General features: G+C 60.0%; 11 protein-coding genes. 8 read left to right on the forward strand and 3 right to left on the reverse strand.

The features are described 5' to 3' along the window. Positions 1-42: 42 nt before the first annotated feature. Positions 43-1,392: a spinster family MFS transporter gene (locus AB4N47_RS16900; protein ID WP_073475856.1), complete on the reverse strand. Its 1,350-nt coding sequence runs from the start codon at positions 1,390-1,392 to the stop codon at positions 43-45. A 301-nt stretch (positions 1,393-1,693) separates the two neighbouring features. On the opposite strand from AB4N47_RS16900, the gene AB4N47_RS16905 reads away from it, so the two are divergent. Together AB4N47_RS16905 and AB4N47_RS16910 are read left to right on the forward strand one after the other, a co-directional pair. After that, the gene (locus AB4N47_RS16905; RefSeq protein WP_016771350.1) at positions 1,694-2,062 is read left to right on the forward strand and encodes a YkgJ family cysteine cluster protein; all 369 of its coding nucleotides are present in this window, start codon (positions 1,694-1,696) and stop codon (positions 2,060-2,062) included. 150 nt (positions 2,063-2,212) lie between these two features. Then, positions 2,213-4,495, forward strand: a complete 2,283-nt coding sequence (locus AB4N47_RS16910) for a putative bifunctional diguanylate cyclase/phosphodiesterase (RefSeq protein WP_341638641.1) — start codon at positions 2,213-2,215, stop codon at positions 4,493-4,495. Here the strand turns inward: AB4N47_RS16910 and AB4N47_RS16915 are convergent. Beyond that, positions 4,386-5,282, reverse strand: coding sequence for an NAD(P)-dependent oxidoreductase (locus AB4N47_RS16915; RefSeq protein ID WP_177435491.1), 897 nt, complete (start codon positions 5,280-5,282; stop codon positions 4,386-4,388). The genes AB4N47_RS16910 and AB4N47_RS16915 overlap by 110 nt on opposite strands. 196 nt (positions 5,283-5,478) lie before the next feature. Here AB4N47_RS16915 and AB4N47_RS16920 point away from each other — a divergent pair, with 196 nt between their 5' ends. After that, positions 5,479-7,677, forward strand: coding sequence for a hypothetical protein (locus AB4N47_RS16920; protein ID WP_095180557.1), 2,199 nt, complete (start codon positions 5,479-5,481; stop codon positions 7,675-7,677). 282 nt (positions 7,678-7,959) lie between these two features. Here the strand turns inward: AB4N47_RS16920 and AB4N47_RS16925 are convergent, their stop codons facing one another. Beyond that, on the reverse strand, positions 7,960-8,265 hold the full coding sequence (locus AB4N47_RS16925) for a DUF2288 domain-containing protein (RefSeq protein ID WP_016771353.1): 306 nt from the start codon (positions 8,263-8,265) through the stop codon (positions 7,960-7,962). A 351-nt stretch (positions 8,266-8,616) separates the two neighbouring features. On the opposite strand from AB4N47_RS16925, the gene AB4N47_RS16930 reads away from it, so the two are divergent. The 5 genes from AB4N47_RS16930 to AB4N47_RS16950 all read left to right on the forward strand — a co-directional run bounded on the left by AB4N47_RS16930 (position 8,617) and on the right by AB4N47_RS16950 (position 13,616). Next, complete coding sequence (locus tag AB4N47_RS16930) at positions 8,617-9,744, forward strand: branched-chain amino acid ABC transporter substrate-binding protein (RefSeq protein WP_016771354.1); 1,128 nt, start codon at positions 8,617-8,619, stop codon at positions 9,742-9,744. 229 nt (positions 9,745-9,973) lie between these two features. Next, on the forward strand, positions 9,974-10,897 hold the full coding sequence (gene livH, locus AB4N47_RS16935) for a high-affinity branched-chain amino acid ABC transporter permease LivH (RefSeq protein ID WP_016771355.1): 924 nt from the start codon (positions 9,974-9,976) through the stop codon (positions 10,895-10,897). After that, on the forward strand, positions 10,894-12,150 hold the full coding sequence (locus AB4N47_RS16940; RefSeq protein ID WP_016771356.1) for a high-affinity branched-chain amino acid ABC transporter permease LivM: 1,257 nt from the start codon (positions 10,894-10,896) through the stop codon (positions 12,148-12,150). The genes livH and AB4N47_RS16940 overlap by 4 nt, the downstream gene beginning before the upstream one ends. Further along, positions 12,147-12,914 carry a high-affinity branched-chain amino acid ABC transporter ATP-binding protein LivG gene (gene livG / locus AB4N47_RS16945; RefSeq protein WP_016771357.1) on the forward strand — a complete coding sequence of 256 codons (768 nt, stop codon included), beginning with the start codon at positions 12,147-12,149 and terminating at the stop codon, positions 12,912-12,914. The genes AB4N47_RS16940 and livG overlap by 4 nt, the downstream gene beginning before the upstream one ends. After that, positions 12,915-13,616, forward strand: coding sequence for an ABC transporter ATP-binding protein (locus tag AB4N47_RS16950; protein WP_003222380.1), 702 nt, complete (start codon positions 12,915-12,917; stop codon positions 13,614-13,616). It begins immediately after the preceding gene. Positions 13,617-13,642 lie beyond the last annotated feature (26 nt).

Consider the following 13,642-nt stretch of genomic DNA (forward strand, 5'->3'; position numbering starts at 1 on the left):
CATTCCCCTGTAGGAGCTGCCGAAGGCTGCGATCTTTTGTTCTTAAGCAGTCGCCGCAGAAATTTCAGGCTCAACCACCGCCACCAAACCCTCCTTCATCCGCTGCGCATCCCGCACAAAGCAACGCGATGCCAGAAACAGAAAGACCATGGTCAGGAACAGCGCCACCGGGATCAGGTACATCGCGTCATGCAGGCCGACAGCCTTGAACGCTTCGGTCATCTGCTCAGCCCCTGCCGCCAGCATCGCCGTATGCGCGAAGTGATCCGACAGCCCACCCACCACCACCGGCCCCAACCCGCCGCCGAGCAGATACAGACCGGCAAAGAACAACGCCATCGCCGTGGCCCGCAGGCGTGGTTCGACGACGTCCTGAATCGCCGTGTACACGCAGGTATAGAAGTTGTAGGCGAATAGCCAGCCGACGCTGAACACCGCGACGAACACACCAATCTCGATGCGCCCGGCATGCAGCGCCCACGCCGTACACAGGGTCGAAATGATCAGACTGAACGCGGCAAACAACAGCCGCCCACTGGCGAAGCGCTGGTGAATCTTGTCGGCGATCCAGCCGCCAAGGGTCAGCCCGACCAGTCCGGTGACGCCGACGATCACGCCGGTGGCCACCGCCGCCTCCTGCAACGGCATGAGGAAATAGCGTTGCAGCATCGGCACCAGAAACGAGTTGCAGGCATAGGTCGCGAAGTTGAAGCACAGCCCGGCCATCACCAGCCACAGGAAGGTCGGCACGGCGAGGACGCGGCGGATCGGTTTGTCGACTTTCTCTTGCGAGACCTGCACGGTTTCAGCCGCGCCGCGTTTCGGCTCTTTGATGAAGAACATGAACACCGCGAGGATCAGCCCCGGCACGGCGGCGATGAAGAACGGCGCGCGCCAGCTGTCGAACGCCTTGACCATCGCGCCGATGGTGAAGAACGCCAGCAGCAGCCCCAGCGGCAGGCCAAGCATGAAAATACCCATCGCCCGCGCCCGACGGTGCGCCGGAAACAGATCGCCGATCAGCGAGTTGGCCGCTGGTGCGTAACTGGCTTCGCCGATGCCGATGCCCATGCGCACGATGAGGAAACTCCAGAAACTGCCGACCATGCCGTTGACCGCAGTCAGCGCACTCCAGGTCGCCAGGCCCCAGCCCATCAGTTTGCTGCGTGAACCGGTGTCGGCCATGCGCCCGAGTGGCAGGCCGGCAATCGCGTAAACGATGGTGAACGCAGTGCCGATGATGCCCAGCTGAAAGTCGCTGAGGTGCCATTCCATGCGGATCGGTTCGATGATGATCGCCGGGATGGTGCGGTCGAAGAAATTGAACAGGTTGGCGAGGAACAGCAGGAACAGAATGCGCCAGGCATTCGCCGCTTGGGTCGAGTTCTGCATGGGTCCGTCTCTTTATTGTTATGAGGGCTTCACTGCCAGCGCGTCGAGCCCGGAACCTGCAATCTAGTCAGCCGCGCGGGGGCTGTCTGTCATCATTCGTCAGCCTGATATCGACCCATCGCACTGTAACGAAACGTAAGCCCTTGATAAGTCTGGAATCCCCCGCCATACGGGGCTTTCGCGGCAAAATCCGGCGACAAAAAAATAGTTTCGCGCCCCCCTTCCCAACGCCATGGCAAAGCCTAGAATGGCCGCCGGATCCGTCCGGATCTTCCGATCAATCCCTTTGATACCCCCGCCCATGTCCGAAGCCAGTCCGTGTCTGAATTGCGGTGCCTGCTGTTCCCATTTTCGCGTGTCTTTTTTCTGGGGTGAGTGCTCATCCGCTGGCGGGACGGTGCCCGATGAACTGGTCGCGCAGATCACTCCGAGCCGGGTAGCGATGATCGGCACCGATCGCAAGCCCACACGTTGCACGTCTCTGGCGGGTGAGGTCGGCAGCGCTGTGGCCTGCACGATCTACGACAAGCGCTCGAGCACCTGCCGCGAGTTCGAGGCGTCATGGGAGAACGGCGAGCACAATCCCGACTGCGACAAGGCCCGCGCCGCCCACGGCTTGCCACCCTTGCCGCCACACTGGAACGATCTGCCGCTGGAGCGCATTGCCTAAGCCTTAGCGCGAATCGCTATGAGGCTAATGGCAAAATCATTACCACCAATGTGCCACTACGGCTTGCAGCCGGAAAACCGCCTCTATACTGCTTTCATTCGCCTGCGTTGATTGACGCACGGGCCAGATGAATCCGAGACGGGGCATGCTATGGAGTGGCTTGGTTTGCAGTTTGTTGCCGAGCTGCCGGCGAGCGGGCAGATTCTCCTCGATTGCAGCCACAACCCTTTGTTGGTGATGGTGGCCTATCTGGTCGCCTGCGCGGCGAGCTTCGCCACCCTGGACATGGCAGAGCGCCTGGTGCATGCCGAAGACCCGGGGTCGCGGCGAATCTGGCGCTGGATCGGCGCGACCTGCCTGGCCGGCGGCATCTGGGCCATGCACTTCATCGGCATGCTGGCTTTCCAGACCCCCATCGATATTCAGTACGACCTCGGCATCACCCTCTTGTCGTTGCTGATCGCCCTGCTCGCCTCTTGGCTGGCCATGCACACCCTCAGTGAGGTGCAGCCGAGCGCGTTGCATTGCCTCAAGACCGCGTGTGTCATCGGTTTGGGCATCGCTGGCATGCATTACGTCGGCATGGCCGCGATGAAGTCGAGCGCCACCGCCTACTACAAGCCGGAGCTGTTCGCGCTGTCGGTGCTGATTGCCATCGGCGCCAGTTTCACTGCGCTGTGGGTAGCCCGCTATTTGAGCGAAGGCAGCGGAGTCGCGCATCAATTGCTCAAGTACAGCGCGGCGCTGATTCTCGGTGCCGGCATCATCAGCATGCACTTCACCGGCATGGCTGCGCTGGATCTGGTGCTTCCCGAAGGTGCCCTGGCAGCGAGCGGCAGTGAAACCGGGCATTTGCAGCTGGGCCTGACCGTGGCGCTGATCATCCTGTTGATTCTCGGCAGTGCGATAAGCGCCGCCCTCGCCGACAAGAAGCTGCAGAACAAGGAAAACGACCTGCGCCGGGTCAACGCCCTGCTCAGCCAACTCGATCAGGCGCGCATGTCCCTGCAGCAAGCGGCCAATTACGACGCGCTGACCAACCTGATCAACCGCCGTGGTTTCAACCAGATGTTCGCCGAAAAACTCAGCCAGAAAACCAGCGAAGGCGGCATGCTCGCGGTGATGTTTCTCGACATCGACCACTTCAAGCGCATCAACGACAGCCTCGGCCATGACGCCGGTGACGCGCTGCTCAAAGTCATCGCCCAGCACATCAAGAGCTCGGTACGCAGCCATGAAGACGTGGTCGCGCGGTTCGGCGGCGACGAGTTCTGCATCCTCATCAGCCTGCGTGACCGCGAAGAGGCGCGCGGCATGGCGCAGCGCATCATGCACAAGATGAAAGAGCCGATCGAACTGGCCGGCCGGCGCATGGTGATGACCACCAGCATCGGCATCAGCCTGTTTCCCGAAGACGGCACCACTTGCGAAGAGCTGCTCAAACACGCCGACCTGGCCTTGTACCAATCCAAAGGCGCCGGGCGCAACGGTCTGCACTTCTTCAATTCCAGCCTGAAGACCCGCGCCAGTTTCGAGCTGCAACTGGAAGAGGAACTGCGCAGTGCGCTACGGCAAGACCACGCGCTGATGCTCTACTACCAGCCGATCTTCGAAGTGAAAACCGGACGCGTGACCAAGCTCGAAGCGCTGATTCGCTGGCAGCATCCGGTTCACGGTTTGCTCACCCCGGATCGCTTCATCGGTATTGCCGAGAACAACGGGCTGATCGCCGAACTGGACAACTGGGTGCTGCGCCGCGCCTGCAAGGATCTTGGCGAGCTGTCGCGGCATGGTTGTGCCGAACTGAAAATCGCCTGGAACTGCTCGCCGCTGAATCTGGCGCGCGAAGAGCTGGCCGAGGAGATCGAGCACGCCTTGCACACGGCGGGCGTTGCCCCGGAACGCCTGGAACTGGAGGTCACCGAAAACGCCTTGATGGGCAATATCGCCGACACTCTGGTGCTGCTGCGGCAGATCCGCGCCCTCGGTGTGTCGCTGTCGATCGATGATTTCGGCACCGGCTACTCGTCGCTGGCCTACCTCAAGCGCCTGCCGTTGAACACCCTGAAGATCGACCGCTCGTTCATCCTCGACATCCCCACCGCCACGGCGGACATGGAGATCGTCCAGGCGATCATCGTCATGGCTCACACCCTGCATTTGCAGGTGGTCACCGAGGGCGTCGAGAGCCTGGAGCAATACGAGTTTCTCGAGCGTTCGGGCTGCGACTTCATTCAGGGTTATCTGCTCAGCCGCCCGGTGCCGCTGGACGAATTGCGCGCGGTGCTCGATGAAATCAATCAGCGCAAACCCGTGCTCGGAGTCAATCCGTTGAGTCTGGCGCGCGATACATTTGCACCAGCGTCGCTGGATCCTTCGCTAAAAAGCCTTGCGCCCCATGCAGGCGCATCAATTGTGCGGCCAATCCGCTGATTGGCGTCGCCGAGCCCTGCTCGCGGGAAAATTTCACCGCTGTATCGAGATCCTTGAGCAGCGTGCGCACGTGCCATTTGATCGGTTCGAAACGGCTCTCGGCCATTTGCGGGGCAAGGATCTGCAACGGCTTGGAATCGGCAAAGCCACCGGCCAGCGCCTCGGCGATCAGACTGGCATCGACCCCGGCCTGCTCGGCCAACGCCACCACTTCGGCAATCACCAGCGCATTGCAAGCGACAATCATCTGGTTGCAGGCCTTGGTCACCTGGCCGGCACCGATGCCGCCCATGTGCGTGACGCGCTGACCGAGGTTGAGCAGCACCGGGCGCACGCGCTCAAGATCTGCCGCTGCACCACCGACCATGATCGCCAGACTGCCAGCCTCGGCGCCGACCACACCGCCGGACACCGGTGAATCAAGCCAACCCATAGCGGTTTTCTCGGCCAGCTCTGCGGCCATCTCGCGAGTCGCGGTCGGTTCAAGACTGGAGAAATCCACCAATAGCTGGCCGTTTTTTGCACCTTCGGCAACACCGCCAGCACCAAACACCACCTCACGCACCACGGCAGTGTCGGCCAGACACAGCATGACGATGTCGGCGTGCGCGCACAGTTCGGCGGGGCTCGATACCTGTCGGGCGCCGGCCGCAACCAGCGGTGCACACTTGTCCGGGTTGCGGTTCCACACTGTCAGCGGGTAACCCGCCGCCAGCAGACGCCGGCACATCGGCAGGCCCATCAGGCCGATTCCGGCAAACCCCAACGAAGGTAGCGTTGACATCATTTCGCCTCTTTTCGATTAAAGATCACCGAATCATGGCCGATTCATCAACGATCAGGAAAGGATTCCGCCCGGCGATCAGACCAGCCAGCACTACGACGCCCGGGCCGTATTCGCGCACACAAGACGCGAGATCTTATTCCGTGAGGTTCGCCGGCACTGTTCGGCGGGCCAACCCAGTCCAGGTAAATGGCGCACCATGACCTCTAAAAACAACCCCGCCAGTGCAACAGCCGATCTGACCCTGAGCCCCGCCGCGAACAGCGCGTCATTATCCAGGCCGACGCCGCCTTCGCGCCCGCTGTCGACCCAGCAATACCTGTACTTCACCGAAACCAACACCGACCGCATCCTCGATAACCTCGACGGCCTGCGCGATTCGGTGTTCCCGCGCCCGGCGCATCAGGAAGGCGACAACGAACAGCACAACGACCAGGAATTCCCCTCGGTGTGCCTGATCGGCCTCGGTCGCTGCGGCTCCAACATCGCCCTTGACGTGGCGGAGTTGGTGTACAACGCGCGCAAGTTCTACCTCAACGAATTCAACAACGAAGACCGCCCGAGCGACCGGCGTCTGGCGGACAAAGGCTACAGCCCGGCGCAATGGATCAAGAACAACCTGCGCATCGGCACCAGCAAATCGACCAAACCGGTGTTTCTGGTCGAACCGCTGGTGATGCTGGGCGACCTCGACAAGGACATCGCCGGGCGCATCCGTTTCTCGCGCAAGGGCGAGAAAAGCGGCTTCCTGCGCGACTACAGCAAAATGAAGATCATGGACTTGTCCGAAGTCCACGCCGGTGGCGCCGGTAACGCGCCGATCCTCGGCCAGTACCTGGCGAAGATCATCCTCAACAAGGACACCCAGCGCTTTTCCAGCCCCGACTGGAAAATGATCCACTCGTACCTGATCGACAGCTGCGGGATCAAGGCCAACCAGTCGCGCCTGTATTTCTCGATCTTCAGTGCCGGCGGCGGTACCGGTTCGGGCATGGCCTCGGAGTTCGGTCTGGCCCAGCAGCACTCGTACATGAACAAGACCTTTGATACCAAGCCGATGGATGAGCATGACGGCAAGAGCGGTCATTCGTTTGTCTTCGAGCCGATCTTCACCAGCGGCATCTGCGTGCTGCCGAACATTTCCGACCACCGCAGCGAAATGTCCGAGGCGCTGCACATCAACGCCGGGCGCCTGCTGTGCAAATACCTGTCGGAGGAATGGGATTTCTCCTACAACTTCGCCAACGAAGACAGCAGCGAAGCCAGCGTGATGGGGCGTATCCGCCCGTGGAACGCGATGATGCTGATCTCCAACGACATCATGCGTTACGCCGAAGAAAGCGATGACGGCAATATCCAGAACATTGATGTCAATGCCATGGAGAAACACGCCAACCAGTACATCTCGCAGCAGATCTTCAACATTCTCACGGCGCAGGCAGTCACTACTGACTACGACCAGAACTACTTCCGCCGCGCCGGCATCGACATCGGCGAAACCATCCGCCTGGACGCCAACGACCTGTTCATGAGTCTGGCCGGGCCGGTGGCGATTGCCTACGCCGAATCGGTAGTCCCGGAAACCCCGCCGCCGAGCAGCGACAAGTTCAAGGTCTTCGACAAAGAGCCGCAGCGCCTGAACATCGACGACCTGTTCTTCCGTTCGATCGACCTGCCGCACTTCAACAAGGTCACTCAGGCCATCGAAGGCATCAGCCTGCTGCCGATCGAATCCAAGCGTTATCGCGCTTCGCTGGAGCAGTACAAGAATTCCGGCTACGACGCCGCCGCGCTGCACGACCTGCACTTCTTCAAGAATTGCTCGTCGGTGGTCTCGATCGTCTCGCTGCCGAAAGACTACAAGCTGTCGTACATGGACCTGAACCGGTTGAAGACCCACCTCAACAGCCTGTTCCCCAACACCACGCTCAAGCGTTACGCGCTGGTGATCGGCGCTTCGGCCAACCTGTCGCTGACCACCCTGATCGCCAAGAGCCCGTGCCTGTCGGACGACTTCCTCACGCTGATCGTGGCGTTCATCAAGCGCTGCTTTGCGAAGAATCCGTACCGTTTCGACGAGACGCTGGATAACTCGATTCTCGACTTCATCATTCAGGAAGACTTCGACGAAGAGCGGATCGACGACCTGCTCAACGAATTCGAAAACCCGGCGAAGATCCTCGATACCAACTGGTACGCGATCAAACCGATGTACGAAAAGAAATACCGTGAGTTGATCAACGACAAGGACAAGTTCGTCTCGATCAATGACATTCGCCTGTCACGCGATTGCGTGAAGAAGTCGATCAAGTACCTGCGCGAGATCTACCGCCACCGGATTGGCAAGACCAAGGTGATTTCGCTGAATAACCATACCGGGAAGACTTACTCGGTCTGATCTGGCACCGAGTCGCCCCATTCGCGAGCAGGCTCGCTCCCACAGGAAAGTGCATTCCGGTGTGGGAGCGAGCCTGCTCGCGAAGGCGCCCTCAACCTCACCGACAAATTCAGCTTACGAACATCCAGAAACAATTAAGCGGCCCTCAGGCCGCTCTAGAAACTGTTCCCGTTACGTTTACGTCACCGTGAGGCGTGGCATTTCTCCACGGCAAGGTGCCATCACGCTACTCCGCTACACACTTGCGGCGCGGCAATCGAGGCACCAAAAGAGTGCGAGCAATTAAACGGCCGCCCTTTCCTGGATCAGAATCCACGGCGAAACCACCACGGCCCACAGCTGCGGATCACGTTCGAAAATATCCAGTGCCCGCGTTTCAGACAGCTTGGCGACCTTGTCGTCGGCCAGCCAGGCCGCGACTTTCTCGCCTTCATCCGATGCCACGGCCTCGGCGGCGGCGATCAAATCCAGGTCAGGGTCGACCCACAATAGGGCACCCTTGGCGAAGAACGGCTCCAGCTCTTTCCAGGTAATAGATGCCGTTTCACCAAGCAGCTTGGCATAGAGGGTGCTAGGTTCTTGATTCATGGGAGCTGTCCGGAAAAGAAATCGACGCGAATGATAACGTCGGTGGTCCGTCAGAAAAACCCGGTTGCAAATCGCTGCACCGAACGAAAAGAGCAGGAACGCAAGGGAATGCTGCCTTTTGGGATATATGCCCCCGATTGCACCGCCGCAATTCTGTCTCTTTCATTCAAAAATGCGACACCCCCAAGTTTTGCCCCGTGGCGCCCGCTTCCCAGTTGATCAAGCGGCGCTCTACACTGTACCGGTACAGTTGCCGGGGCATTTTCCGGAGGGTATCGCAAAGATATCTGACCCGGTTCTGCTGCTACGGCGCCAGAACTCTAAAAAATACAACAGTAAGAGTGGAGCACTATGACTAAGGCTACTAAGCAGATTTCCAAACTGTTTGCCGCTATGGTTCTGGCCGGGGTTGCCAGCCATTCGTTCGCAGCTGACACCATCAAAATCGGTATCGCCGGTCCTAAAACCGGTCCAGTAGCCCAGTACGGCGACATGCAGTTCAGTGGCGCGAAGATGGCCATCGAGCAGATCAACGCCAAAGGCGGCGTCGACGGCAAGAAACTCGAAGCCGTTGAATACGACGATGCCTGCGATCCGAAACAAGCGGTAGCGGTAGCGAACAAGGTCGTCAACGACGGCGTCAAGTTCGTGGTCGGTCACCTGTGCTCCAGCTCCACCCAGCCTGCTTCGGACATCTACGAAGACGAAGGCGTGATCATGATCACCCCGGCTGCCACCAGCCCGGACATCACCGCCCGTGGCTACAAAATGATCTTCCGCACCATCGGTCTCGACAGCGCCCAGGGCCCTGCCGCCGGCAACTACATCGCCGATCACGTGAAACCGAAAGTGGTTGGCGTGCTGCACGACAAACAGCAGTACGGTGAAGGCATCGCCACCGCCGTGAAATCGACCCTCGAGAAGAAAGGCACAAAGGTTGCCGTCTTCGAAGGCGTCAACGCCGGCGACAAAGACTTCTCCGCCATCATCGCCAAGCTCAAGCAAGCCGGCGTCGACTTCGTCTACTACGGCGGCTACCACCCGGAGCTGGGCCTGATCCTGCGCCAGGCTCAGGAAAAAGGCCTGAAAGCCCGCTTCATGGGTCCGGAAGGCGTGGGTAACGACTCGATCACCCAGATCGCCAAGGACGCGTCCGAAGGCCTGCTGGTGACCCTGCCGAAATCCTTCGACCAGGATCCGGCCAACGTTGCCCTGGCTGACGCGTTCAAAGCCAAGAAGGAAGATCCGAGCGGTCCGTTCGTGTTCCCGTCCTACTCGGCAGTAACCGTGATTGCCGAAGGCATCAAGGCGGCCAAGTCCGAAGACGCGACCAAAGTGGCTGAAGCCATCCACGCCGGTTCGTTCAAGACCCCGACCGGCGACCTGAGCTTCGACGACAAAGGCGACCTGAAGGACTTCAAATTTGTCGTGTACGAGTGGCACAACGGCAAACCTAAAACCGAAGTTTCGCCTCAGTAAGGCCTTGCCCGACTGACTGCCAATAAAGCCCACGGCGTGCCGTGGGCTTTGTTTTGCGAATGTATGGGCCGCGCTGGCGTGATCCGCCAGTCGACCCACCTGAAAATCTCAAAACCGTCATCAGCGGTTCGCTGGCAAAACCCGGATTCGAAGTGGATAGAGATCCACGGGGCCGGGCGGGAAAATGACTCCACCAGTGAAATGCGTACAGGTTTTTAGGAGCGCTGTAATGCCTGACCTCTATCACTTCTTCCAACAGCTGGTTAACGGCCTCAACGTTGGCAGCATGTATGCCCTGATCGCCATCGGCTACACGATGGTCTACGGCATCATTGGAATGATCAACTTCGCCCACGGCGAGGTGTACATGATCGGTTCCTACGTGGCCTTCATCGCCATCGCCGGGCTGACCATGATGGGACTCGACAGTGTCCCGCTGTTGATGACCGCGGCGTTCATCGCCAGCATCGTCGTCACCAGTTCCTACGGTTACAGCATCGAACGGATCGCCTACCGCCCCCTGCGCGGCAGCAACCGTCTGATCCCGCTGATTTCTGCCATCGGTATGTCGATCTTCCTGCAGAACACCGTTCTGCTGGCGCAAGACTCCAAGGACAAAGCTATCCCCAACCTGATCCCGGGCAACTTCGCCTTCGGTCCGGGTGGCGCACAAGAAGTGCTGATTTCCTACATGCAGATCGTGGTGTTCGTGGTGACCCTGATCGCCATGCTCGGCCTGACCCTGTTCATCTCCCGTTCCCGTCTGGGCCGCGCCTGCCGCGCCTGTGCCGAGGACATCAAGATGGCCAACCTGCTCGGCATCAACACCAACAACATCATCGCCCTGACCTTCGTCATCGGTGCTGCGCTGGCGGCGGTCGCTGCCGTGCTGTTGAGCATGCAATACGGCGTGATCAACCCTAACGCCGGTTTCCTCGTCGGCCTCAAGGCCTTCACCGCTGCGGTACTGGGCGGCATCGGCAGCATTCCCGGGGCAATGCTCGGCGGCCTGGTGCTCGGTGTAGCGGAAGCGTTCGGTGCCGATATCTTCGGCGACCAGTACAAGGACGTCGTTGCGTTCGGCCTGCTGGTTCTGGTGCTGTTGTTCCGTCCGACCGGCATTCTGGGCCGTCCGGAGGTTGAGAAAGTATGACTAGGAATCTTAAACAGGCACTGTTCAGTGCCTTGCTGGTGTGGGCGGTGGCCTACCCGGTACTGGGTCTGAAACTGACCATCGTCGGCATCAATCTGGAAGTGCACAACACCAGCCCTGCGGTACTCGCGACCATCGCGATCTGCTCGGTGCTGATGTTCCTGCGCGTGCTGTTCAACCAGCAGATCAGCAAGGCCTGGCGCTCCTCGCCGGGCATGCCGCTGATCCCGGCCAAGGCCAGCAACTTCCTGACCCTGCCGACCACCCAGCGCTATTTCATCATCGCGCTGATTCTGATCGCCCTGGTCTGGCCGTTCTTCGGCTCCCGTGGCGCGGTGGATATCGCAACGCTGATCCTGATCTACGTGATGCTTGGCCTCGGCCTGAACATCGTCGTCGGTCTGGCCGGTCTGCTCGACCTGGGTTACGTCGGTTTCTACGCCGTCGGCGCCTACAGCTACGCGCTGCTGTCGCATTACTACGGCTTGAGCTTCTGGATCTGCCTGCCGATTGCCGGCCTGATGGCGGCGACGTTCGGCTTCCTGCTGGGCTTCCCGGTGTTGCGTCTGCGTGGCGACTATCTGGCGATCGTTACCTTGGGTTTCGGCGAAATCATCCGTCTGTTCCTGCGTAACCTGACCGACATCACCGGTGGCCCGAACGGCATCAGCAACATCGAAAAACCGACGTTCTTCGGCCTGACCTTCGAGCGCAAAGCCGCCGAAGGCCTGCAGACGTTCCACGAGTATTTCGGCCTGCAATACAACTCGATCAACAAGGTGATTTTCCTTTACCTGGTTGCGCTGTTGCTGGCACTGGCCGCGCTGTTCGTGATCAACCGTCTGCTGCGCATGCCGATCGGCCGTGCGTGGGAAGCACTGCGTGAAGACGAAATCGCCTGCCGCGCGTTGGGCCTGAACCCGACCGTGATCAAGCTCTCCGCGTTCACCCTGGGTGCTGCGTTCGCCGGTTTCGCCGGCAGCTTCTTCGCCGCGCGCCAGGGTCTGGTGACCCCGGAGTCGTTCACCTTCATCGAGTCGGCGATCATCCTCGCCATCGTCGTATTGGGTGGCATGGGCTCGCAATTGGGTGTGATTCTGGCGGCGATCGTGATGATCCTGTTGCCGGAAATGATGCGTGAGTTCAGCGAGTACCGCATGTTGATGTTCGGTGCGCTGATGGTGCTGATGATGATCTGGCGTCCACAAGGTCTGCTGCCGATGCAACGCCCACACATGGAGTTGCGCAAATGAGCCGCGAGATCCTTAAAGTCGAAAATCTGAGCATGCGCTTCGGCGGCTTGCTCGCGGTCAACGGCGTGGCGCTGACCGTCAAGGAAAAACAGGTGGTTGCCCTGATCGGCCCGAACGGCGCCGGCAAGACCACCGTGTTCAACTGCCTGACCGGCTTCTATCAGCCTACCGGCGGCAGCATCCTGCTCGACGGCGAGCCGATCCAGGGCCTGCCGGGCCACAAGATCGCCCTCAAAGGCGTGGTGCGGACCTTCCAGAACGTGCGTTTGTTCAAGGACATGACTGCGGTCGAGAACCTGTTGATCGCCCAGCACCGTCACTTGAACACCAACTTCCTGTCCGGCCTGTTCAAGACCCCGGCGTTCCGCAAAAGCGAGCGCGAGGCCATGGAATTTGCCGAGTACTGGCTGGAAAAGGTCAACCTCAAAGAGTTCGCCAACCGTACCGCCGGCACCCTCGCCTACGGCCAGCAACGGCGTCTGGAAATCGCCCGCTGCATGATGACCCGTCCGCGGATCCTCATGCTCGACGAACCGGCCGCTGGCCTGAACCCGAAGGAAACCGAAGACCTCAAGGCGCTGATCGGTGTGTTGCGCGAAGAGCACAACGTCACCGTGCTGCTGATCGAACACGACATGAAGCTGGTCATGAGCATTTCCGACCACATCGTCGTGATCAACCAGGGCACACCGTTGGCCGACGGCACGCCGGAACAGATCCGCGACAATCCTGAAGTGATCAAAGCCTACCTGGGGGAAGCGTAAATGCTGCAGTTCGAAAACGTTTCCACCTTCTACGGCAAGATCCAGGCCCTGCACAGCGTCAACGTCGAAGTCCGTCAGGGCGAGATCGTGACGCTGATCGGCGCCAACGGTGCCGGCAAATCCACGCTGCTGATGACACTCTGCGGTTCGCCGCAGGCGCACAGCGGCAGCATCCGCTACATGGGTGAGGAACTGGTCGGCCAGGACTCGTCGCAGATCATGCGCAAGAGCATCGCCGTGGTCCCGGAAGGTCGTCGAGTGTTTGCCCGTCTGACCGTTGAAGAAAACCTGTCGATGGGCGGATTTTTCACCGACAAGGGCGACTATCAGGAACAGATGGACAAGGTCCTCGGACTTTTCCCACGCCTGAAAGAGCGCTTCAACCAGCGCGGCGGCACCATGTCCGGCGGCGAACAGCAAATGCTCGCCATCGGCCGTGCGCTGATGAGCAAGCCCAAGCTGCTGCTGCTCGACGAGCCATCGCTGGGTCTGGCGCCGATCATCATCCAGCAGATCTTCGACATCATCGAACAGCTGCGCAAGGACGGTGTGACGGTGTTCCTGGTCGAGCAGAACGCCAACCAGGCGCTGAAAATCGCCGACCGCGCCTACGTTCTGGAGAACGGCCGCGTGGTCATGCAAGGCACCGGTGAAGCGCTGCTGACCGACCCGAAAGTACGCGAGGCGTACCTCGGCGGTTGAGTATTACCGCTGCACAAAAAAACGGC

It is taken from the genome of Pseudomonas sp. S3_G06, assembly GCF_054667565.1.

Coding starts and splice junctions, on each gene's coding strand:
- AB4N47_RS16900 (WP_073475856.1), bottom strand. CDS start 1,392: ATGCAGAACTCGACCCAAGCGGCGAATGCCTGGCGCATTCTGTTCCTG.
- AB4N47_RS16905 (WP_016771350.1), top strand. CDS start 1,694: ATGTCCGAAGCCAGTCCGTGTCTGAATTGCGGTGCCTGCTGTTCCCAT.
- AB4N47_RS16910 (WP_341638641.1), top strand. CDS start 2,213: ATGGAGTGGCTTGGTTTGCAGTTTGTTGCCGAGCTGCCGGCGAGCGGG.
- AB4N47_RS16915 (WP_177435491.1), bottom strand. CDS start 5,282: ATGATGTCAACGCTACCTTCGTTGGGGTTTGCCGGAATCGGCCTGATG.
- AB4N47_RS16920 (WP_095180557.1), top strand. CDS start 5,479: ATGACCTCTAAAAACAACCCCGCCAGTGCAACAGCCGATCTGACCCTG.
- AB4N47_RS16925 (WP_016771353.1), bottom strand. CDS start 8,265: ATGAATCAAGAACCTAGCACCCTCTATGCCAAGCTGCTTGGTGAAACG.
- AB4N47_RS16930 (WP_016771354.1), top strand. CDS start 8,617: ATGACTAAGGCTACTAAGCAGATTTCCAAACTGTTTGCCGCTATGGTT.
- livH (WP_016771355.1), top strand. CDS start 9,974: ATGCCTGACCTCTATCACTTCTTCCAACAGCTGGTTAACGGCCTCAAC.
- AB4N47_RS16940 (WP_016771356.1), top strand. CDS start 10,894: ATGACTAGGAATCTTAAACAGGCACTGTTCAGTGCCTTGCTGGTGTGG.
- livG (WP_016771357.1), top strand. CDS start 12,147: ATGAGCCGCGAGATCCTTAAAGTCGAAAATCTGAGCATGCGCTTCGGC.
- AB4N47_RS16950 (WP_003222380.1), top strand. CDS start 12,915: ATGCTGCAGTTCGAAAACGTTTCCACCTTCTACGGCAAGATCCAGGCC.